This window comes from Variovorax sp. Varisp36, assembly GCF_047304235.1.
In the GTDB taxonomy this organism is placed as follows: domain Bacteria; phylum Pseudomonadota; class Gammaproteobacteria; order Burkholderiales; family Burkholderiaceae_C; genus Variovorax.
In genome coordinates, this window is record NZ_JBGLYU010000051.1 from 17,080 (window position 1) to 37,285 (window position 20,206).

Consider the following 20,206-nt stretch of genomic DNA (forward strand, 5'->3'; position numbering starts at 1 on the left):
TTCATGATCGCCTTTTCTGTCGCCGCATGGCCGGCGCGCGGCCGCCTGCTCTTTCCGGGCGCGCTCGCCTGCGCGGTGGTCGCCGCCGCGTCCACCTTTTTGTCGCAGCACTACGGTGCGCCGGTGATGCTGTTCGCGCTCATCCTCGGCATGGCGATGAACTTTCTTTCGGCCGAGGGCCCGTGCAAGCCCGGCATCGAGTTCACCGCGCGCCACGTGCTGCGCTGGGGCGTGGCGCTGCTCGGGCTGCGCATCACGGCCGCGCAGGTGGTGGCGCTGGGCTGGCACCCGGTGCTGCTGGTGGCGGTGTCGCTGGTGCTGACCATCGGCGTGTCGATGGTCGTGGCGCGGCTGATGGGCTTCAACGTGCTGTTCGGCCTGCTCAGCGGCGGCGCCACCGCGATCTGCGGCGCTTCGGCCGCGCTGGCGCTGGCCGCGGCGCTGCCGCCGCATCCGCTGAAGGAACGCGCCACGCTGTTCACGGTGGTGGGCGTGTCGGCGCTGTCGACGCTCACGATGATCGCCTACCCCCTGATCGCACGCGCCCTGGGCATGGACACGCACACGGCCGGCGTGTTCCTGGGCGCCACCATCCACGACGTGGCGCAGGTGGTGGGCGCGGGCTACGGCATGTCGCAGGCCACGGGCGACACGGCCACGCTGGTCAAGCTGATGCGCGTGGCGGCGCTGCTGCCGGTCATCCTGTTCGCCGTGATGTTCACGCGTGCCACCGGCAAGGCCGTGGGCGGCCAGCGCCCGCCGCTGCTGCCGTGGTTCGCGGTGGCGTTCGCTGCGCTGGTGGCGCTCAACAGCACGGGCTGGCTGCCGTCGGTCCTCGCCACCGCGGGCAGCGACCTGTCGCGCTGGTTCCTGGTTGCGGCCATGGCCGGCATCGGCATGAAGACGCAGCTGCGCGAGCTGGTCGACGTGGGCCTCAAGCCGGTGGTGCTGATGGTCGGCGAGACCGTCTTCATCGCCGCGCTGGTGCTCGCGCTGCTGCGCTGGGCGCCCTGACGCACGACGACAGAGACGACAACACACACAACAACCAGGAGACAAGACCATGAAGAAGAAGAAGAAGAAGACCCTCGTCGCCGCCGCAGCCGCGACCCTCGCTGCCGGCGCTTCCCTCGCCCAGTCCTCGCTCACGCTGTTCGGCGTGATGGACGCAGGCGTGAGCCACTACCGCACCACCAGCAGTTCGCACAACCCGCTGCGCTCGGCCGAGCTGCGCCAGAGCCAGACCGTGCTGTCGCCCTCGGGCAATGCGTCCAGCCGCATCGGCTTTCGCGGCACCGAAGACCTCGGCGGCGGACTGGCCGCGAGCTTCTGGCTCGAGGCGCCGCTGAACAACGATACAGGCGGCGGCATCACGAACTTCGGGCGCCGCTCCACGCTCAGCCTCAGCGGCCCCTTCGGCGAACTGCGCCTGGGTCGCGACTACACGGCCTCATTCTGGAATGACGCGGTGTTCGACCCCTTCAGCGTCAACGGCGTGGGCACCAACCTGATCGCCGTGGTCAACAGCAACATCGCGGCCTCGCGCGCGCTGGCCACGGGCAGCCTGCTGAACGGCGGCCTCTCCGCAGGCACCGACAGCTACCTGCGCACCAGCAACGCCGTCAGCTACTTCCTGCCACCAAACCTGGGCGGCTTCTACGGCCAGGTGCAGTACGCGCTGCACGAGAACACCAAGATCAGCAACACGCCCGACAGCCCCTCCAAACGCGGGCGCTACGCGGGCGGGCGCATCGGCTGGGCCAGCGGCCCCGCCGACGTGGCGCTAGGCTACGGCGAGAGCACGCTGGCCAGCACCACCGTACAGAGCGAGAAGATCAAGAGCCTGAACCTCGGTGCTTCGTACGACTTCGGCGTGGTGAAGGTGTTCGGCGAATGGTCGCGCGTGCGCGACGTGCGCAACAGTGCCGCCCCGTTCGCCAACGGTTCGTTGCGCCTGGCCGACCGCTACGACGGCCTCATGGCCGGCGTGAACGTGCCACTGGGTGCGGGCATGCTGCGCGCCTCGTATGCACGCGTGCGCTTCGTCAACGGGCTGCATCTGCCAGACGGCAATTCGTCGGTGAACAAGCTCGCACTCGGCTACGTGCACAACCTCTCCAAGCGCACGGCGCTGTATGCCTCGGTGGCGCGCATCCACATCGCCAACGGCCGCAACAACCCGACCGTGATGGGCGTGACGCCGCTGGTGCTGAGCCTGCCGGCGATCTTCCCTCAGCCGGGCTACGCGACCACCAACGGCATGCAGCCGCACCGTGCGCTGGGCTACGACGTGGGCATTCGGATGGCGTTCTGAGCGCCTGAAAGCGACGGCGGCGCCCTCCGCATTCCTCCTAGCCATTGCCGCAGACGCTGGTACGGCTGGTAGGGAGCAGGTCATCCGGCCAGAACCGGCCGTCGTTCGGCGCATCGGGCAAACTTCGGCCACCAGCAGACCTTCGGCGTAGGGTTAGGACTGGACCTAAAACGGCCGTTGAAACGCATTTGAACCACATGAAACCTTTGGTCGTTCCTCCAGCAGCACAGCGCGACGAGAAGTCGATTCAGATGCTCAGCGCATGGATTGCCGAGAACGGGCTGCATTGCTCTCTCAAGATCGGCATGTGGCAGGAGAACGGTCGTAGTGAGGCGCCTGCGTGGGGCATATTGCTGGCCGACACAATCCGCCACATCGCCAACGCGCTTCAGGAGAGCTATGGGCAGGCGGCACCGGACACTATCGCTTCTATCCTGGAATCGCTGCAAAAACGAACTCGATGCGCCGACATCGGCGACAAAGGGCGACTTCAGTCCCGGACACTCTTAGCAGGTCAGCAATCTATCGCGATACGCCGAACGCCCAAATTCGGCCAGTACCGGCCGGCCGCCGACCCCGCTCAATTTGACGGTAAGCAGACATTCGCGACGCGTGCTTGCAACGGGTTGAGTGCGGGCCGCTCAAGCTTCGCTGGAAGCGCGCGCGGACCAAGAGCGGCCGGTCAGATGTGCGGGCCTATTTGGGAAGAAGGCCGGTCCACCATTGCTGTTCGCAAGGCACGCCATCATGGTTCCTATCCATTTGGGTGCCGGGGCAGTTCTTGAGGAAGAACTTTGCCTCAGTGCATGACGACGTCATCTGCGAGCATTACCTGCGTCCGTCGCACTAGAAGCTGCTAGACAGGGGCATCGAGGCCTGCCGCGTCTTGTGACGCCACCGCAGGACTTTGGCCGCGACCTTTGAGGCGTACCGGTCGTACTTCCCATTGCTGAATGCGCCCAATGCAAAACGAAGACTTTCAATCACCGTATGGTCAGGTCCAGACCCATCCAATTGCAAAACTCAAAGGTGAGGAAGAGCACGAGGAACGCAGAAGCGACGAATGCCGAGCCCACCTTGATGGATGTCAGGACCACTGCAGCTGTCTTTTGATTCTTGTCCCTCTGTCCCCGTTCGTAATGCCACTTGACGGCCAAATACATGCCCACGCTGAGCACGAGAACCTTGAAAATAACAAAAGAGATAGGGATTGAATTCATGATTGAAAAGACATCAGGGGACAGACCGAGAAGTGCCCGAGTGCGGCGAGTAGCTCAATAGACCGATGAAGAAACGGAAAGATTAATTAATTAGTTGATTAATCAATCCAACGAAACGGTAGCGGTCAGCTAAATGGGCGTCTGCAAGACGCGTCGAAAGGCGGAGCAGTCCGCCTGCACACAGAAGCACTCTCATCGTGCTGTCGAGTGTTCATCTTCCAGGCTGATACGTACAGAACCAGATCAGCTGAAAATCTCCATACCAGATGCAAGGAGGCCGGTAGTCGCGTCGGGCAGGCCGACGTCTGATATGACAATCTCGGGAGCGGTCCAGAACGCCCGTATCAGAAAGAGATGCCCATGAACCGCTACGAGAAGCTTGCCGACAACATCGCTCAGCGTATTCGCGCGGGTAGCCTGAAGGCGAATGATCGCCTTCCCTCCGTGCGCGAACTGAAGTCGCAAATGGGCATCAGTGCGTCCACCGTGTTCTCTGCCTACTACCTGCTGGAGGCGCAAGGGCTTGTCGAAGCGCGGCAGCGGTCGGGATACTTCGTTCGAGCGGGGGCGGAAATGCCGACCAATGAACTCGCCGCCAGCGAGCCTGTCCTCCGGTCCATGCCGGTCGACGTCTCGTCGCTTGTCTTTCAGGTCCTTGCGCAGGCTCGCGAGCGCGATATGGTCCCGCTCGGCTCGGCCTTTCCGTCGCCAGAGCTGTTTCCCTTCGAACAACTTGCCGCCGGCCTGACGCGAGCGCTCAAGCGGATGGATCCTTGGCAGACCGTCGAAGATTTGTCGCCAGGAAACGCCCAACTACGCCATCAGATCTCCCTGCGTTACGGCAGCGTCGGAATGGATGTTCCTGCGTCTGAACTGGTCATCACCAGCGGGGCTATGGAAGCCCTCAATCTTGCACTCGAATCGGTGACGCAGCCGGGCGACGTCGTGGCGATCGAAACGCCAACCTTCTATGGTGCGTTGCAGGCACTGGAGCGGCGCGGTCTTCGCGCGGTCGAGGTCGAGACCCACCCGCGTACAGGCGTGGATCTCAGCTCTCTTGCTCGCGTGATCGACCAGCATCCGGTGAAGGCCTGCTGGTTCATGCCGACCTTCCAGAATCCAATGGGCTGCACCATGAGCGACGCAGCCAAAGAGCAACTGGTCGGCATGCTCGCCACCCGCGCCATACCGCTGATCGAAGACGACGTGTACGGCGAGCTCGCGCATGGGGCTCGGAGACCGCCACCAGCCAAGGCCTGGGACCGGGCTGGCTGGGTGCTGCACTGCAGTTCTTTCTCGAAATCCCTGGCACCCGGATATCGCATCGGTTGGGTAGCGGGCGGTCGCTTTGCAGCCACTTTGGGTCGGAACAAGTTGATGAGCTCGCTGGCGACGGCACTCCCCTCGCAACTGGCGTTGCAGGAGTACCTCCAACACAGGAGTTTTGATCGTCACCTGCGCGCCCTGCGGCATTCGCTCAGCCGCCAGCAGGCTGCATGCTTGCGACTTATCGATCGATACTTTCCGACTGGAACGCGGGTCACGCGCCCCGAGGGAGGCTATTTCCTGTGGCTCGCGCTGCCAGAAGGCGTCGACTCGCTCGCACTGCACCAGGACGCTCTTCAGCTCGGCATAGGCGTAGCGCCGGGCCATTTGTTTTCAGCCGACCGCCGATACACCCGGCACCTGCGCATCAACTACGGGCATCTCGGCGACCCGCGCTTGGAAGGGGCTATAAGAAATCTTGGAGAACTCGCCAACGCGCAGCTTAAATCTACAACCGGAAAATCGGGGCCGATCTTCGAGGAGCGTTCGTAGAGACCCTAGTTGGCGTCGATGCAGGTCGAGGTTCGCTGCCTTCGACTGACTCTCAACGTCACGCGCGCCGCTTCCATCCAGTCGTCGGTACTTCGCCGCAAGATTGACGGGCACCTCCAAGTCTTGGAAGGTGCCCGCCGATAGGGGTGCAGGGTCACGCTGCCCGACCGCCGGTCCGCCAGCGATCCGATCACGAAGCACCAGATCAAACCGACGACCGCGATCACTCGTAGGCCGATTTGCGACTCATGATAAAGGTCCACGTCACCGCTACGCGCGGCGTTTCCCCGTACGACATCGGGAAGCCGTCAAGACTCGCCAGCCACCCCTCGGGGATCTGGTGAAGGGTGAGGCGCCGCGCCGTCACCAGTGGCTTGCTCCACGCAAGCATGAGTTCGTTTTCGTTCGTATTCATCGTGGCGCCCCTCATTCATGTGGGAAAGACCGATGGAGCCTTAGAAAGGTTTGTTGGGCAGGAACTTCCCATCCAGTGTGATCACCGCTCGTGAGCCGCCTTCGGGATCCTCCACCTTGTTGAGGTCGAGCTTGAAGTTGATGGCGCTGATGATGCCGTCACCGAACTGCTCGTGAACGAGAGCCTTGAGCGTGGTGCCGTAGATCTGGACCATCTCGTAGAAGCGGTAGATGGTCGGGTCGGTCGGCACGCCGCCGGGGAGGCTGCCCCGCAGGGGAATCGCCTGCAGTTCTTTGGCATCGGCGGCGTCCAAGCCGAGTCGGCTGCAGACCAGCTCCGCGGCGTGTCGCGGCAGGGCATGCTGCCCCAGCAGTGCAGCCGTTACATAGGCCACCCGAAGTCCGGTGCCTTCTGCCAATTCACCGAAGCTGATGTCTTTGCTTGCCTTTGCGGCAAGCACGCGGGAGGTCAATTCAACGCGCGAAGTTTGGGTCACATTGGAGTGAAGCATTGCAGTTTTCCTTTCAGAGGGGAGGGGGAGTCAAGCAGCTTTCAGCTGCGGATGGGGCTCGGAAGCGACGGTGCCGGGATGCTTGGCGAGGCTGACAAAAATGCCGTGCTTGCCATCGAGGGCTTTGACCTCACCGGATTCAATGTCGTAGACCCAGCCATGCAGGCTGAGCCGGCCCTGTTCGAGCGCCAGCGCAACGGTCGGATGGGTCCGTATGTTGGCCAGTTGGGCAACGACGTTGGCGTACACCATGGAGCTGACCTTTGCTATTGGCGTGTCGTGGGTATGCGCCTCGTTCACCACCTTGGCGGCATCGGCATGGCGCAACCAGCTCGCTACCGCAGGAAGGTGATCCAGACAGGTATGCTTCGCGATGGCCGTCATGGCGCCGCAGTCGCTATGACCACAGACCACAATGTCGGTCACACCGAGCACACCGACTGCATACTCGACGCTGGCGGTGACGCCGCCAGGTTCTGAGCTGTAGGATGGGACAATATTGCCGGCGTTACGGATCACAAAAACGTCGCCGGGCTGTTGCTGAGTCAGCAACTCCGGAACGACGCGGCTATCCGAGCAGGTGATGAAGAGGGCACTGGGGTTCTGACTTGTCGCCAGTGTTTTGAACAGGCTCGACATCTTGGGGAAGACATCGGCCTGAAACTTCATCGCGCCTTTGATGAACGGTTTCATGTGAATCACCGTGTTGTTGCGAGGAGCTCATGTTCGACCGTTTCCTCCGGGCGGTCCAAGACCGGTTTCGGATGGAGCCCATAGGAACCACCAATAGCACTCCCACCACTGGAAATACGGAAAGGCAAGGGCATGCAGCTTCGTCACATTCGCTATTTGCTTGCCGTTGCTGAACACGGGAATTTCACGCGCGCTGCGGAGGCCCTTCATGTCTCTCAGCCAACCCTGTCGCAGCAGATCATTCAGCTGGAGGAGACGCTGGGCGTGCCGCTTCTAGACCGCAGCGGCAGGACCGTGAGGGTGACGGACGCGGGTAGCGTCTACATTGAACATGCGCGCCGAGCGCTGCGTGAATTGGCTGCTGCGCGACGGGCCATTCATGACGTGCAGGATCTCCAGCGCGGTGAACTGCGTCTGGCGACGACGCCAACCTTCACCGCCTACCTGGTCGGCCCCTTGGTGACGGCCTTTCATACCAAGTATCCCGGGATCATCATTCGGCTGAAGGAGATGTCTCTCGACACCATTGCTGCAGCGGTTGCGGCCGACGAGGTGGACGTGGGCATCGCGTTCAATGTCTCGCGGCCTGCGGACGACATTGATTGTGAGACCATTCTGGTGGAGCGACTAAGTGTCGTAGTCGGCCGAGCCCACCGCTTCGCCGCCCTCGGAGAGGCCGTCACGCCTCAGATGTTGTCGGTTGAACGGCTTGGGGTGCTGAGTCCTGATTTCGCAACGCGGGTCCACGTGGACGAGTACTTGAGGTCTCAGGCCATATCGCCTTCCATCGCCATAGAGGCCAACACCATCAGCGCCCTGCTTGAGGTCGTCAGGCGTAGCCATGTGATCACCATTCTTCCCGAAGCCATTGGCGAGCAGCACCCGGATCTTTGCAACATCGCGATCTTCCCGGCACCTAACCCGCGCACAGCCGCCCTGTTGCGTCGAAGGGATGCGTACCAATCCGTTGCCGCCTTGGCGTTTGCAAAGCTGTGCAGGACTGTTTGCGGGAGCAGGATCGATGTTGCTCCCACTCCTTGAAGGTCTTCTTGGTCAGCGGGTCAAGGCTCTTGCCCAGCATTGCCCTCTCCGCTTACGCATCTCGCCAGTCTGATTGACGGAAGGTTTTGCAGGCCCTCCCTCAGCCGCATTTAGGTTTTGTCCGTCACCTGGTTGACAATGAACTGGAGCGCTCGCAGAGCGGGTGCCGGATTACTGCCGTACTGGGCTTGCACGACGGCCCCATCCACAGCAGTGGCCAAGGCCTCGGCCGCCCGCTTTCGCTGACCCGACTGCGGCAGCAACGCTTCGATGGCGTCGGTCATCTGCTGCTTGTGCTGGCGGGTGGCTTCGACGACAGCAGGCATCCTGGGTCCCATCTCGCTGACGCCGTTGAGGAAGGCACAGCCTCGGAAATCGCCGAGCGCCTTGCCGCGGAACCATTCCTTCATCACTGGCGGGAGCGCCTGAGCGCCTTTCGACGGGCCGCCGTGGCGCTCCAAAGCTTCGGTGAACCACTTCATCCACTGTTCGTGGCGAAGGTCCAGGTACGCCAGGATAAGGTCGTTTTTGCTTGGAAAGTGCCTGTAGAAGGTCACCTTGGTCACGCCCGCCTCCGCAATGACGCGGTCGATCCCGGTGGCTCGAAGGCCTTCGGCGTAGAAGAGGTCGTGTGCTGTGCGCAGGATGCGTTCTCTAGCCGGTAGGTCACTGTTGCTGATGCTGACAACTTTATTCATAGCTCCACTATAGACAGAGTTGTCTACTTGCGCCAGAATTCGTCCACGTAGACAGACCTGTCTACATGCCGCTGGTCTGTGGCTCACAACAGACCCTTCATTGATAAAGGAATTGCCATGGAAACCCGTCCCCCCCTGCCCCCGTTCACCCTCGAAACTGCGATCCAGAAGGTTCGCCTCGCAGAAGACGGCTGGAACAGCCGTGATCCGGCCAAGATCGTGCTGGCCTACAGCCCTGACACGAACTGGCGCAACCGGGCCGAGTTCCTGCAGGGCCGTGCCGAGGCCCAGGCGCTGCTGGAGCGCAAGTGGGCACGAGAGCTTGACTACCGCCTGATCAAGGAGCTCTGGGCCTATACCGGCAACCGCATCGCGGTGCGTTTTGTTTATGAATGGCACGACGACGCCGGCAACTGGTTCCGCAGCCACGGCAACGAGAACTGGGAGTTCGACGAGAACGGCTTGATGACCGACCGCCATGCCAGCATCAACGACAAGCCCATCAAGGCCGAGGAACGCAAGTTCCACTGGCCGCTCGGCCGCCGTCCGGATGACCATCCGGGTCTGACCGAGCTGGGCCTTTGACGGCGGCGCACTGTGCCATCTTGTCGCAAGCTATGCGGCGCCACTTGTGAACGAGGTTGGCGTTGAGGCCATGGGCTACGCCATCTGCGCGGCAGGCGCGGCAGGCGCTGCAGGCGCTGCAGGCGCTGCAGGCGCGGCAGGCGCTGCAGGCGCTGCAGGCGCGGCAGGCGCTGCAGGCGCTGCAGGTTGCGGGCATGTTGCCTGCACGTGCCGCTTTAGATCGGGCACGTGGCGCCGCCGGCTCACGCGCTTGAAGTGGGTCACCGCGTGCTTAGCTTCGTCATCGATGGCCTGACGTTCTACCATCGCGGGCAGCGGCAGCTCAAGACGAACGCTGCATCCAGCGTTGACCGCATTCGAGCGGGGCGCGATGACCACTAAGGAGCAGCCCGATGACCGCTTCGGAGCGAGCCCGATGACCGGTTGGGGCCCTAAGCCGAAGTTCGCTGTTCTCGAAAGCAGTCGTCTATCTGCTCACATCTGTGCTCACCAAAGGTCCAGTCGGTCAAACTGAAACCGGACAGTTTCGGCACCAGCCGGGACATCCCCGAAGTTGAAGACAAAGCCGCGAACCTGGACCAGTCCCTCAGCTTGATCGACTACTTCGCCGCAACCGCGATACCCGGAGCTCCCGTGGCGCTCCAGCCGCTCTGCACCAACGAGTGCTTTCTCGTCCGCCGGCCAGTCTTGTAGATATGGAGACTGCAGTTCGCCAACCATGACCGGATGCAGCAGGTTGGGAACTGTTTGGCCAACCTTGTAAGAGCACTGGAAGCAGAAGGCCACCACCGTGGCCACATCGCTGGAAAGTGTGACATCGGCGTCCTCGCTATCTGAAAGCCAGTTGATGCTCGAAATGGTGAGGTGACTCATCGAAGGTGCGATTCTTGGCTTAGTTGATAGCTTGTCTCGGACGACCGCTGCTGGCCGACTGTAGCTGGTCGCAGGCCTGGCGCAATGGACCGTGAGCAGTCCTTGAAAGCGCCGGATAGCAGTCGCCGGATTCAGGCCGTCTGAGGTCGAAGCCCAGATTCGCGCGCACCGTCGAGAGTTGCCCATATCGATTCTGGCCGCCTCTATTCGGGGACCTTGTCGAATTCGATCTGAATTCCTGTCGCCGTCGATTCGCTTGTGAGGCGTTCGACCTCGAAGTCGGGGAACAGCCCCAAATCCCACTCGAGAGCCCCACTAAGAAACTGCTTCTCAAGCCTGCTCGGGTCGAAGCGTTCGCAACCGTTGAGAAGACGCTTTAGCTTCAGATAGCTTTTGGCAGCGTTGGCTCTCCCCCCAACAAGAAATTTCCCGGCGAACCAATCTTGCTTGGGAAACCCGGAGATGTCAGGAAGGTAGTGGCAGTGAACCGCCATCTCGGAGCCGCAGCCTTCACATGTCCAGATTTCCAGCGCACTGTGCTCAGCGGGCGTTTCAAAATCGACACCGCCACATTGCGAACATTTCATAGTTGGTTCTCTATTCAGGGCTCGTCTGGGGTGTCGACTCTTGGCCGCATTGCGTCGTTGCAGCGAACGACTGGTTGTGGCCGACAGTGGGCTACCAGCGGACCCATTCAACCAGGCCTTGGCTTAGGAAATCCAAGCCATCTTCTCAGACGTGGCCACGCCCTCGGAATCAAACTGAACCTCAAGGCCTGCCCCATAGCGGGCCGCCCATCCATACTGAATTCTCGCCTTCCGCGTCTGCACATCGATGCAGAACGCCGCGTATGGCACTCCGGACAAAGCTCTCGCGGAAGTATCGACCCAGGTCCCTTCGTGCAGCAGCCAGGACCGCACAGGAATGTTGCGAAAAGGAAACCCGATGTCATCAACATCGAAGGCATCGAAAAGCGCCACCGGTACCGGGCCGTCGTCGAAGGACGGTCCGGCAACAGCGCGAGCGTGCTGAATCCACGCTTGAACATGCTGCAGCATCGTCATCTGGAAGGGCTCCGGGTCATGGTCGAATTCTGCCTTGGCTCCGAGCGGCCGGTTCTGGCCGACTGTAGCCGGTCGCGAAGCCATCTTTCCCGGCGCGCAAAAGCGGAAATTGTTCACGTCCCCCGTAGCCCCCCTCCTGGGGAGCTACCTGCTCTTCCGCGCCTTGTGCTTCTTCAGAATCTCCTGAATCCTGCTCTCCGGCCATCCCGGTTGATCGCATGGGCCCAGGAGCCGAGCGGCGACGGCATCATTCGCGTCTCCGGTGACCCGCCCAATGTCGTGACCCGCCACGCTGAGATTCCAAGTGATGCTGTAGCTCTGCGACCATCGCACTAGCGCCTTGACTATCTGCCGCATGTCTCGACACATCATCAAGTTGTCCTCTGGTTCCGTGATCCGGACGGAACCGTAGCCGCCCAGCATCACTCGTGCTCCACCACTCAAGTGCTTGGAGTCTTCGTCCAACTCGATCGACAGGGATTCCGCCCACCAGTCGAACGACTTCCGAAGGTCGCGGGCGTCGGCAGAGACCTGCGCCGCCACCCGCTCAGACACCGGTTCGGTGCTTGTGTAGTCAAGAGTGAAGCTCATGTTGAATGCTATTGGTCATCGCGCTGACTGCTCTTGGCCGAATGTAGCCTCGCGCCAGGCTGGGCGCGTGAGAGTGGAAAGAGCTACGAGCGCCAAGTGCCTTCACCAGCGTGCAGCAGCGCAAAAGAATGGGGATGGACCAAAAAGCCGTACAGTTTTCCTCCCCCCGAGAGCGGCTCCGGCATCTTGTCGGCTGTGTAATAGCTGACCACCAAAACTGAATCTGCATCCGCGAGCGCAGCTTGCAGTGCGACACGCTCTTCGTCAGTCAGGCGCGCACGCTCAATGAGGCTCTTTTGAGAGCTGAAGATATCGCTCTCGCAGTACACGTGAGCCGAAGCCTCTGCCCAAAGCGGGTGTTCCGAGACAACGCTTCTCGCCCTGTCCGCGTCAGATGGGCTCACGTCTTGGCTCATGTCCGCTCCTTCGGTTAAATGTCCGGTCCTGGCCGACTGTAGCCGGTCGCGCTCCCGTCGTGAACGAACCCTGAGCAGAAGTCGCCGCTACTCAAAAACGGATGCACCGCCGGGCTATTTGATCGGCTGTATCGCGTGAGTTGCTATGCAGGGACTATGGTCTCACCGTGGCACTCCGGGCACTCCTCGAACGCCGCACTCCGGCGCCCACTCACTTCTCGCTCCACGCAAATGGAGCCTCGGCCGCCGCAGTCGGGGCAGATCTGAAAGCCAAACTGTGGAGTCTGGTTGCCGCTGCGAACAGCCGCGATGAAGAGCCGGCGGCGAATGGCCTCTTTCGTATCAGGCAGGCTCAATGGGTGCTCCTAACGTGAACAACGCAATAGTCCGGCTGTGACCGCATCCCGCCCCTAGTCATAGGCAACCACGGCGGCATGGGTTGGCAGTTCGGCTCGCATCCTGGCAAGGCACTCACGGAGCTGCTTGGCATCACGCGGATGGCGGTCTGCGAAGTCGGCCCAGCCGGCAAATCGCAGCCGGTGCGGCATTTCCACCAACCCTGCGATTGCGTCCCAGAAGGCGTCCCAGTTCCGGCCGTACCACCCTGGAAAGTCGAGCGCGGTCATTAGCCGATTCTGAAGTTCGAGCGAGCTTCTCACGTCGCTCAGCTCTACCGTCACCTCGTCTTTACGCGCCACCATGCCGTTCCAATCTCCTCATTTCTGACACAACTGTGAGCCGCTATCGAAGGTCGGCTTGTGGCCGACTGTAGCCGGCCGCAGTGCTCGCCCCTACTTCGCACCAACACCCGTTTGCGATACGCGCTTGGTCGGAGCTTCGGTGAAGTTCCAGTTGGAGGAAGTCAACAACTCGGTCCAATCGACAGAATCGTAGGTGTAGTCGGCCTTGAAAGAACCGTCGCCTCTCGACACACGGAGCTTGCAATGAGAGAACGGACGTTGCGAGCCACCTGGCAGGCTGGCCCGTAGGTCACGGAACAGGCCATCGAGCGCCGGCGGAGACACGATTGCCACTTCCTCGAGTCCAGAGGCGGTGCGGCAGAGATAGCTTCCCGCCAGGTCGCTTTGTCCTTCATCGACGTGATAGTCGAGAACCAGTTCAATCCACCCCGGTTCGAGCAACGGCGACAGCCTGTCCAGGGTTGCCTGGAACAACTCGTTTGGGTCCTTCAATGCCTTCTCCTTGTTCTATGAACGAGACGAGCCATTCGGGCGCAATCAGACCGCGTGCGCGACCGACTCCTTCTGGCCGACTGTAGCCGGTTGGGCGGGAGCTTCGGCACCGCTCCAAGGCCGCCGAGCCCGGCGCATCGCGGTCACTCGGTGGCCACCGACGAGAGTGCTGCGCAGAAGTCGTCGAACGAATCCGCTACACCCTCGTACGACGGCTCGTCCTCTTCGGACCGCTCGTTGCTCCAGAGGACGACCTGCGACTCGCCCGAACCGCAGTCGAAGCAAAGGGCATCGTTGTTTGCCAGCACGGCAAACGGCAGAAGCGACCCGAGACGATTCTCGAGAGCGGACCAGAAGACATTGGCGTTTAAGAACCCGAGCTGATGGTCCTTAAGGTCATGACCGGCCGTGAAGTGGAGGAACCGTTCTATCGGTGGAGCAAGTTGACCAACGCGCGTGCGAAAGTATCTCGTTGAGGGCCTGCCACCGTTGAATTCCTCGACGACGTGCACGTAGCTCGGGTCGAACTCAAACGAAGGGAAATCGGCGCGGATCATGTCCTTCATTTCGTCGAGCTCGCGCTTCGAGAAGGGGCCGACCAGAGATGCGTCGAAGAATTGAAGTGGCATCGGTACCTTTGGGAAGAGGTGCGAATGACTGCTAACCGGGGCGAATTGTGGCGTATCGCCGAGCGACCGGTCCTGGCCGGGTGCCGTCCCTCGGCCAGCTTGGCTACCGCACGAACATTGAAATGTTCGCATCTCGGCTGGCAAGATTAACGCCGTTCGGAAAGCGTCAACAGCTGGTGAGCCATCTGGCTCATCTCGGCGAGCATCACGAGCTTCTTGCGCCACTCGTGGGGAATACCTTGCACGCCATAGAAAGCTCCTGAGAGTTGCCCGCAAATCGCAGCGGTGGTATCAGCGTCGTCTCCAAGGTTGACAGCGAGAAGTATGGCCTCCTTGAAGGACGAAGACTGCGCAAAGCACCATAAGGCAGCCTCGAGTGATTCCACGCAATAGCCGGTTCCCCTTACAGCATCACGTGATTTGTACAGATAATTCCCATCAGCCAACGCTCGGACCTTCGAACTCAACTGCTCCAGCGGCTGCGCACCGAGCACGGATTCTTTGTCAGCACCAGCCAGGGCCGCCCTGAGCTGGAGCGCAAAGAGCCGTGAGCACTCGATGGCCTCCTGCGCTCCATGTGTCGTCCTGGTGCTTTCTCCCGCATAGCGCCACGCTTCCTGCTCGTCTGCGAAGTAGAACATCGGAATTGGAGCAAGCCGCATCAGTGCGCCGTTTCCCGCCGTGCGCGGGTCTGGATCTCCGGCAAAAGGGTCTCCGCCCTCGAGGTAGCTGTTGAGCGCTGTCGACACCGTGAACCCGATATCGAAGCATTCGGCGGTGCTGCTGAGATAGCCAACGTTGCGCCAGTTGCAGTAGCGGTTCATCTGGTCGCGTGCGTCAAAGCCGTTGATATAAATCAAGCTAGCCGCCAAGCAAAGTGCCATGGAAGTGTCGTCCGTCCACTCTCCTGCCTTGAGATGAAAGGGGCCGCCGCCGACCATGTCAGTCATGGGCACGAACGTGCCTCGAGGACTAAACTCGACCGTAGTGCCAACCGCATCACCAGCCGCGAGCCCAAGCAAGGCGCCTTCGTAGCGCTCCAGCTTGCTCGGTGATGCGCCGTTCTGGTCTTGTGTTGATTCCAAAGCAATTCCTTCGGTGACGGCCGGCCATGCTGGGCGGCGAGCTTGCATATCTAGATCCGGCAACCGAAGCATGTGTCTGGAGGTCGCCCTGATTCGACCGCGAGCGTCCGGTCTGGAGCAAATTCTGCCTTCGCGCCGAACGACTGGTTCTGGCCGGAGGCTGCTGTACCCCGCAGGGCGACAATGGGCCTAGGAAAGAAGTCACCGACCGCTTCTTATGACAATACGTGTCATGCCCTGGCCCGCCAGAAGCTCAATGAACTCCGATAGCGCATCGGCCGGGGCAGTGCCAAAGTCGCCGGTAAGGTACCACCATCCATCCTGACTCTCGACTTGGGAGAATGAGTGAATTGCCTGGCTTGTCCCGAAGGGACCCGGAGGATTTTCGCTCTCAACGTCCAGCCAGCGAGTAATCCAGCCTTCCAACTGCCTTAGGTCCTTGATTGGGCCGTTTACCAGCACCTGGATGGAATTCCAAGTGAAGGGGTAGACCTCTACCGCGAAAGCTCCAAAGTTGAATTCCCGCGCTTCGAATGCTTCGTCAACGTCGACCACCACTTCGGCTGGCTTTGGCAGGCCATCGAGACCGTCAGACATGATGTCGACTCGGACGTAACGATATGGGTACGGGATGGCCTCGTTGTTTATGCTGAGCAGCAGTTCTCCGACCACTCTTTTGGACTCGGCGGTAATTCGCGCCGTAGTCTCCACCAGGAACTGCACATATCGGCTGCGCTCCTGCTCAAAAATTTGCGATAGCTTCATAAGGCTCTGCGGTGTCTGCGATTTGCGGGCGGCGTCATCAGGCACAGTTCATTGAGGTACATGGCGTCGTCGCAGGGAATCTGAGAAGCGGTGGGCAATGTCTGGTTCTGGCCGCATTCTGTCCGTCGGCGTTCAGCCGAAGTCGATGGACCTGACGATGGCGCCCGCGTCGGCGAGCTCGGCCGCGGCGTTGCCGCTTGCCGCCGCTACCACGTAGGTGACAAGTGCCACATCGCTGCCGTTGGTCAAGTACCACGCGCGAATCAGGTCGTCTCCATGCGCTGCCACAGATTGCAGACGAGGCCAATCGCCAATTCTTGCGCCGTGACATCGGCGTTCTGCCGACGCCATGTCGAAGACTACGGTCGCCGGCGGCAGCCGCACGCCGAGCTACTTGGGTGCCATGGTGGTGAGCACGGCCACGCTCATGGCCTCCACACTCGTCTTGATCGATGGCTCGGGCACCGGCGCGAAGAAGGGCGAGTGATTGAAGGCCAAGGGCTTGCCGCCGGGCTTGAGCGACGCCATCACCTCTTCGGGAGAGAGCACGCCCACGAAGAACATCATCGATGGCACGCCCGCATTGCCGAACTCGGAAAAATCCTCGCTCGCGGTGATGGGCCGAACCTGCACCACCTTCGGGTCGCCGAACGCCGTCTTGAGTGCCGCCGCCGTCCGGTTGACCACCGCTTCGTCGTTGACCACCGCAGCCCCGCCGGGCACCAGCTCGACCGTCGGCTCGGGCGCACCGCCCATCATCGCGGCCGCGTTGGCCGTGCGGCGAACGCCGGCCAGCAGCTTCTCGCGCACCTCCGGCTGGTAGCTGCGGATGGTGCCGCGCAACACCGCCGTGTCGGGAATGATGTTCCCCACTGTGCCGGCTTGGACCGCACCGATGGTGACCACGCCGAACTCGGCCGGGTCCTTCTCACGGCTCACCACGGTCTGCACGTCAGTGATGAAACGGGCGGCAATCGCAATCGGGTCGATCGTCTTGTCCGGCGCCGATCCATGGCCGCCGCGGCCTTTGAAGGTGATCTCGAGCGAGTCAGAGTTAGAACTGATCGCACCGACCTTGTAACCGACGAAGCCATAGGGCGACGGCGAGGTGTGCAGAGCGAACGCGAAGTCGGGCTTGGGAAAGCGCTTGAACAGGCCGTCGGCAAGCATGGCCTTGGCACCTGACACGGTTTCCTCAGCGGGCTGCGCGACAAACATCAGCGTGCCCTTCCACTGATCTTTCATCGTGAGCAGCGTGCGCGCGGTGCCGACCCAGCTCGCCATGTGGATGTCGTGGCCGCAGCTGTGTGCCACGAAGGTCTCGCGGCCGTTCGATTGGGTCTTGGCCTTGCTCGCGTACGGCAAGCCGGTCTTCTCTTCCATGGGCAGCGCGTCGAGTTCGGTGCGCACGAGCACGGTCGGGCCTGCGCCGTTCTTGTAGATCGCGACGAGGCCCGTGCCGCCGACCTTCTCGGTGACATCGAAACCGAGCTTGCGCATTTCGCCGGCCAGCTTCGCAGCCGTTCGCACTTCCTGGAAGGCGATCTCCGGATTGGCGTGCAGGTCTTTGTAGAGCGTGTCGAGCGAGGGGTACATACCGTTGACGACAGGCCCGATCTGCTGATGCAGCGACGTCTGTGCGCTGGCGCCCAGCGCCAGGGTCAGCAAGGCAACGGCGGACAAGGTGCCATGACGAAATGAACGGGAAGACATGGAGGAAGAAGCCCTATATGGAAAGAAGATAGACACCAGCCATGCCAGTGTGGCCTTCTTCACGCAAGCTTCGAGCCCGGGATTGCCCTAGACATCAAAGCCGATCCGCAGTTCCCTTTTTTGCGACAGCAGGTCGCGTTCAAAAAATTCGCCACTCACACAGGACAGCAAGGCACTTCGCGTACGTGGCGTGCATGCAAGGCATGCCATCGCGCGCCTCCCCCCAAGCGCCAGCTTCCAGTCGACCTCAACAAGGCTGGATGTCAGCACGCCCTCCTTGGCGCCGTCCATATTTTTTTGCGTGCCTCGCCCCCCAAGGGCAGCCGACTCGCGGAAGCTGGCGATCGCCGCTGCACGATGGCCGTGGCGACGTCTGCCTGATCGACTGCACCAACGGAACGCTGGGACGTGGCCCTCGCCCATGGTCAGAGCAACGTAGCCGACAACATCTGCTTGGCGAGGGGAAAGCAGGGGACAAGACCTATCCTTGCGAAGGCCGAGGCAATGCACTTTGTACCCAAGTTCGACCGTCAATCGAATTGGTAGGAACAATGGTGTAAGAAATAAAAAAGCGCCCCGAAAGGCGCTTGTTTATTGACTTCTTGGAGGAGAGGGAGGGATTCGAACCCTCGGTACTATCGCTAGTACGCCTGATTTCGAGTCAGGTACATTCGACCACTCTGCCACCTCTCCGGTGCTGTCGAGCCTTCGATTATAGCAGAGGAAATTGTACTTTTTGAAGCCCTGGGCTCAGCCGCGCAAAACTTCGAGCCCACCGAGGTACGGACGCAACGCCGCGGGCACGTTGATGGAGCCGTCTTCGTTCTGGTGGTTTTCCAGCACGGCCACCAGCGCGCGGCCCACCGCCAGGCCGGAACCATTGAGGGTGTGCACGAGTTCGTTCTTGCCCTGCGCGTTCTTGAAACGGGCCTGCAAACGACGCGCCTGGAAGGCTTCGCAGTTCGAGACCGAGCTGATCTCGCGGTAGGTGTCCTGCGCCGGCAGCCACACCTCGAGGTCGTAGGTCTTGGCGGCGCCGAAGCCCATGTCGCCGGTGCACAGCAGCACGACGCGGTATGGCAGCTCCAGCGCCTGCAGCACGGCTTCGGCATGGCCGGTCATCTGTTCGAGCGCGTCGTAGCTCTTCTCGGGGTGCACGATCTGCACCATCTCGACCTTGTCGAACTGGTGCTGGCGGATCATGCCGCGCGTGTCGCGGCCCGCGCTGCCGGCCTCGGAGCGGAAGCACGGCGTATGGGCCGTGAGCTTGATCGGCAGTTGCGACTCGGCCACCACCTCGTCGCGCACGAAGTTGGTCAGCGGCACTTCGCTGGTGGGAATGAGGTACAGCGCCGAATGGTCGGGCGCGGGTTCGCCGTCCTGGCCGCCCTTCTTCGCGGCGAACAGGTCGCCTTCGAACTTGGGCAGCTGGCCGGTGCCGCTGAGCGTGGCGGCGTTGACCACGTAGGGCACGTAGCACTCGGTGTAGCCGTGCTGTTCAGTCTGCAGGTCGACCATGAACTGCGCGAGCGCGCGATGCAGACGGGCGATCGGGCCCTTCATGACGGAGAAGCGCGAGCCCGAGAGCTTGGCGCCCATCTCGAAGTCCAGGCCCAGCGGCGCACCGAGGTCGACGTGGTCCTTGGGTGCGAAGGCCAGCGGCGTGGCATTTGCGCCGGCGCCGCCCTTCGGGGCCCAGCGGCGCATCTCGACGTTGCCGGCCTCGTCTTCGCCCAGCGGCACGCTGGCGTGCGGCAGGTTGGGCACGGCGAGCAGCAGCGCGTGCAGTGCGGGCTGGATCTCTTCGAGGCGCCTGGATTGCGATTCCTGCTCGGCCTTGAGCGCGTTGACCTCGGCCATGAGCGCGTCGACCGATTCGCCCTTGGCCTTGAGCGGGCCGATCTGCTTGTTCAGCGTGTTGCGGCGCGCCTGGATTTCCTCGGTGCGGGTTTGCAGCGTCTTGCGCTCGGCCTCGAGCGCGGTGAACGCCGACACGTCGAGGTACGGCTGGTTCTTCTTGCGTTTTTCGAGGCCGGCCACGGCGGAGGCCAGGTCTTTGCGGAGCAGGGTGATGTCAAGCATGGGGGGATTTTAGGTGGGCGTAGCATCGCGATCCCACTCACCCACCTCGAAGGGAAAAACGATGGAAGCCTATCTGACATTCAACGGCAATGCCGCCGAAGCGCTCGCCTTCTATGCCAAGGCGCTGGACGGCAAGGTCGCCTTCAGCATGACCTTCGGCGAGAGCCCGATGGGCGCCCAGACGCCGGCCAGCCACAAGGACAAGATCATGCACGCCACGCTCGAGGCCCGCGGCCACAAGCTGATGGCCTCGGACGCCCCGCCGGAGTGGCCCTTCGAGGGCTACAAGGGCTTCTCGCTCTCGGTGCAGGCGAACAGCGTGGACGAAGGCAAGAAGCTGTTCGACGCGCTGGCCGAAGGCGGCAAGGTGACGATGCCCTACGGCCCGCAGTTCTGGGCCAAGGGCTTCGGCATGCTCACCGACAAGTTCGGCGTGCCGTGGATGGTGAACTGCGAGAAGTGAAGGCCCCCCGGCTTTTCACTGCGCTTCGCTCCGTGTA

General features: G+C 61.8%; 27 protein-coding genes, 1 tRNA gene and 1 pseudogene. 8 read left to right on the top strand and 21 right to left on the bottom strand.

Annotation, left to right across the window (positions count from 1 at the left end):
• The first annotated feature begins 3 nt into the window (after positions 1 to 3).
• The 3 genes from ACCD11_RS23885 (at position 4) to ACCD11_RS23895 (ending at position 3,099) form a co-directional block, all read left to right on the top strand.
• Positions 4 to 1,014: a YeiH family protein gene (locus ACCD11_RS23885; protein ID WP_413315708.1), complete on the top strand. Its 1,011-nt coding sequence runs from the start codon at positions 4 to 6 to the stop codon at positions 1,012 to 1,014.
• A 49-nt stretch (positions 1,015 to 1,063) separates the two neighbouring features.
• On the top strand, positions 1,064 to 2,314 hold the full coding sequence (locus ACCD11_RS23890; protein ID WP_413315709.1) for a porin: 1,251 nt from the start codon (positions 1,064 to 1,066) through the stop codon (positions 2,312 to 2,314).
• A gap of 197 nt (positions 2,315 to 2,511) precedes the next feature.
• Positions 2,512 to 3,099 (top strand): DUF5076 domain-containing protein, encoded by a 588-nt coding sequence (locus tag ACCD11_RS23895; RefSeq protein WP_413315710.1) that lies wholly within the window; start codon positions 2,512 to 2,514, stop codon positions 3,097 to 3,099.
• Here ACCD11_RS23895 and ACCD11_RS23900 read toward each other — a convergent pair.
• Positions 3,089 to 3,133, bottom strand: a pseudogene (locus tag ACCD11_RS23900) (hypothetical protein); the annotation flags it as partial. The gene ACCD11_RS23895 and the pseudogene ACCD11_RS23900 overlap by 11 nt on opposite strands.
• Positions 3,134 to 3,297: 164 nt before the next feature.
• Positions 3,298 to 3,534 (bottom strand): hypothetical protein, encoded by a 237-nt coding sequence (locus tag ACCD11_RS23905; protein ID WP_413315711.1) that lies wholly within the window; start codon positions 3,532 to 3,534, stop codon positions 3,298 to 3,300.
• Positions 3,535 to 3,894: 360 nt separating this feature from the next.
• Here ACCD11_RS23905 and ACCD11_RS23910 point away from each other — a divergent pair, with 360 nt between their 5' ends.
• Positions 3,895 to 5,352, top strand: a complete 1,458-nt coding sequence (locus tag ACCD11_RS23910) for a PLP-dependent aminotransferase family protein (RefSeq protein WP_413315712.1) — start codon at positions 3,895 to 3,897, stop codon at positions 5,350 to 5,352.
• Positions 5,353 to 5,575: 223 nt separating this feature from the next.
• On the opposite strand, the gene ACCD11_RS23915 is transcribed toward ACCD11_RS23910, so the two are convergent.
• Genes ACCD11_RS23915 through ACCD11_RS23925 form a run of 3 tightly spaced genes read right to left on the bottom strand, consistent with a single transcriptional unit; the run spans position 5,576 to position 6,971 of the window.
• Positions 5,576 to 5,767, bottom strand: coding sequence for a hypothetical protein (locus tag ACCD11_RS23915; protein ID WP_413315713.1), 192 nt, complete (start codon positions 5,765 to 5,767; stop codon positions 5,576 to 5,578).
• 40 nt (positions 5,768 to 5,807) lie between these two features.
• The gene (cynS, locus tag ACCD11_RS23920) at positions 5,808 to 6,278 is read right to left on the bottom strand and encodes a cyanase (RefSeq protein WP_413315714.1); all 471 of its coding nucleotides are present in this window, start codon (positions 6,276 to 6,278) and stop codon (positions 5,808 to 5,810) included.
• 30 nt (positions 6,279 to 6,308) lie between these two features.
• Complete coding sequence (locus ACCD11_RS23925) at positions 6,309 to 6,971, bottom strand: carbonic anhydrase (RefSeq protein WP_413315715.1); 663 nt, start codon at positions 6,969 to 6,971, stop codon at positions 6,309 to 6,311.
• Between the two features lie 132 nt (positions 6,972 to 7,103).
• Between ACCD11_RS23925 and cynR the strand changes: the two genes are divergently transcribed.
• A complete protein-coding gene (gene cynR / locus ACCD11_RS23930; RefSeq protein ID WP_413315716.1) occupies positions 7,104 to 8,012 on the top strand; it encodes a transcriptional regulator CynR in 909 nt (302 codons plus the stop codon).
• Between the two features lie 110 nt (positions 8,013 to 8,122).
• Here cynR and ACCD11_RS23935 read toward each other — a convergent pair whose 3' ends face one another.
• Positions 8,123 to 8,710 carry a TetR/AcrR family transcriptional regulator gene (locus ACCD11_RS23935; protein WP_413315717.1) on the bottom strand — a complete coding sequence of 196 codons (588 nt, stop codon included), beginning with the start codon at positions 8,708 to 8,710 and terminating at the stop codon, positions 8,123 to 8,125.
• Positions 8,711 to 8,827: 117 nt separating this feature from the next.
• Here ACCD11_RS23935 and ACCD11_RS23940 point away from each other — a divergent pair, with 117 nt between their 5' ends.
• Together ACCD11_RS23940 and ACCD11_RS23945 are read left to right on the top strand one after the other, a co-directional pair.
• Positions 8,828 to 9,295 carry a DUF1348 family protein gene (locus tag ACCD11_RS23940; RefSeq protein ID WP_413315718.1) on the top strand — a complete coding sequence of 156 codons (468 nt, stop codon included), beginning with the start codon at positions 8,828 to 8,830 and terminating at the stop codon, positions 9,293 to 9,295.
• Positions 9,296 to 9,357: 62 nt separating this feature from the next.
• Positions 9,358 to 9,549: a hypothetical protein gene (locus ACCD11_RS23945; protein WP_413315719.1), complete on the top strand. Its 192-nt coding sequence runs from the start codon at positions 9,358 to 9,360 to the stop codon at positions 9,547 to 9,549.
• Between the two features lie 232 nt (positions 9,550 to 9,781).
• Here the strand turns inward: ACCD11_RS23945 and ACCD11_RS23950 are convergent, their stop codons facing one another.
• The 15 genes from ACCD11_RS23950 to serS all read right to left on the bottom strand — a co-directional run bounded on the left by ACCD11_RS23950 (position 9,782) and on the right by serS (position 19,706).
• Positions 9,782 to 10,168 carry a hypothetical protein gene (locus ACCD11_RS23950; protein WP_413315720.1) on the bottom strand — a complete coding sequence of 129 codons (387 nt, stop codon included), beginning with the start codon at positions 10,166 to 10,168 and terminating at the stop codon, positions 9,782 to 9,784.
• Positions 10,169 to 10,371: 203 nt separating this feature from the next.
• Positions 10,372 to 10,755 (bottom strand): hypothetical protein, encoded by a 384-nt coding sequence (locus ACCD11_RS23955; RefSeq protein ID WP_413315721.1) that lies wholly within the window; start codon positions 10,753 to 10,755, stop codon positions 10,372 to 10,374.
• Positions 10,756 to 10,878: 123 nt separating this feature from the next.
• Positions 10,879 to 11,232 carry a hypothetical protein gene (locus ACCD11_RS23960; protein ID WP_413315722.1) on the bottom strand — a complete coding sequence of 118 codons (354 nt, stop codon included), beginning with the start codon at positions 11,230 to 11,232 and terminating at the stop codon, positions 10,879 to 10,881.
• A 144-nt stretch (positions 11,233 to 11,376) separates the two neighbouring features.
• A complete protein-coding gene (locus ACCD11_RS23965) occupies positions 11,377 to 11,823 on the bottom strand; it encodes a hypothetical protein (protein ID WP_413315723.1) in 447 nt (148 codons plus the stop codon).
• Between the two features lie 83 nt (positions 11,824 to 11,906).
• Positions 11,907 to 12,239, bottom strand: coding sequence for a hypothetical protein (locus tag ACCD11_RS23970; protein ID WP_413315724.1), 333 nt, complete (start codon positions 12,237 to 12,239; stop codon positions 11,907 to 11,909).
• 410 nt (positions 12,240 to 12,649) lie between these two features.
• Entirely contained in the window at positions 12,650 to 12,940 is a 291-nt protein-coding gene (locus ACCD11_RS23975) for a barstar family protein (RefSeq protein ID WP_413315725.1), read from the bottom strand.
• A 90-nt stretch (positions 12,941 to 13,030) separates the two neighbouring features.
• Entirely contained in the window at positions 13,031 to 13,432 is a 402-nt protein-coding gene (locus tag ACCD11_RS23980; protein ID WP_413315726.1) for a hypothetical protein, read from the bottom strand.
• 143 nt (positions 13,433 to 13,575) lie between these two features.
• Positions 13,576 to 14,061, bottom strand: coding sequence for an SMI1/KNR4 family protein (locus tag ACCD11_RS23985; RefSeq protein ID WP_413315727.1), 486 nt, complete (start codon positions 14,059 to 14,061; stop codon positions 13,576 to 13,578).
• Between the two features lie 146 nt (positions 14,062 to 14,207).
• On the bottom strand, positions 14,208 to 15,194 hold the full coding sequence (locus ACCD11_RS23990) for an ADP-ribosylglycohydrolase family protein (RefSeq protein ID WP_413315728.1): 987 nt from the start codon (positions 15,192 to 15,194) through the stop codon (positions 14,208 to 14,210).
• 153 nt (positions 15,195 to 15,347) lie between these two features.
• Positions 15,348 to 15,956 (bottom strand): hypothetical protein, encoded by a 609-nt coding sequence (locus ACCD11_RS23995; protein WP_413315729.1) that lies wholly within the window; start codon positions 15,954 to 15,956, stop codon positions 15,348 to 15,350.
• A gap of 87 nt (positions 15,957 to 16,043) precedes the next feature.
• On the bottom strand, positions 16,044 to 16,199 hold the full coding sequence (locus ACCD11_RS24000) for a hypothetical protein (RefSeq protein ID WP_413315730.1): 156 nt from the start codon (positions 16,197 to 16,199) through the stop codon (positions 16,044 to 16,046).
• 102 nt (positions 16,200 to 16,301) lie between these two features.
• A complete protein-coding gene (locus ACCD11_RS24005; protein WP_007836079.1) occupies positions 16,302 to 17,624 on the bottom strand; it encodes an amidohydrolase in 1,323 nt (440 codons plus the stop codon).
• 87 nt (positions 17,625 to 17,711) lie between these two features.
• On the bottom strand, positions 17,712 to 17,915 hold the full coding sequence (locus ACCD11_RS24010) for a hypothetical protein (RefSeq protein ID WP_413315731.1): 204 nt from the start codon (positions 17,913 to 17,915) through the stop codon (positions 17,712 to 17,714).
• 312 nt (positions 17,916 to 18,227) lie between these two features.
• Positions 18,228 to 18,317: transfer RNA gene (locus ACCD11_RS24015), tRNA-Ser, on the bottom strand.
• A 57-nt stretch (positions 18,318 to 18,374) separates the two neighbouring features.
• The gene (gene serS, locus ACCD11_RS24020) at positions 18,375 to 19,706 is read right to left on the bottom strand and encodes a serine--tRNA ligase (protein ID WP_413315732.1); all 1,332 of its coding nucleotides are present in this window, start codon (positions 19,704 to 19,706) and stop codon (positions 18,375 to 18,377) included.
• A gap of 61 nt (positions 19,707 to 19,767) precedes the next feature.
• Here serS and ACCD11_RS24025 point away from each other — a divergent pair, with 61 nt between their 5' ends.
• Positions 19,768 to 20,169, top strand: coding sequence for a VOC family protein (locus ACCD11_RS24025; RefSeq protein WP_413315733.1), 402 nt, complete (start codon positions 19,768 to 19,770; stop codon positions 20,167 to 20,169).
• Positions 20,170 to 20,206 lie beyond the last annotated feature (37 nt).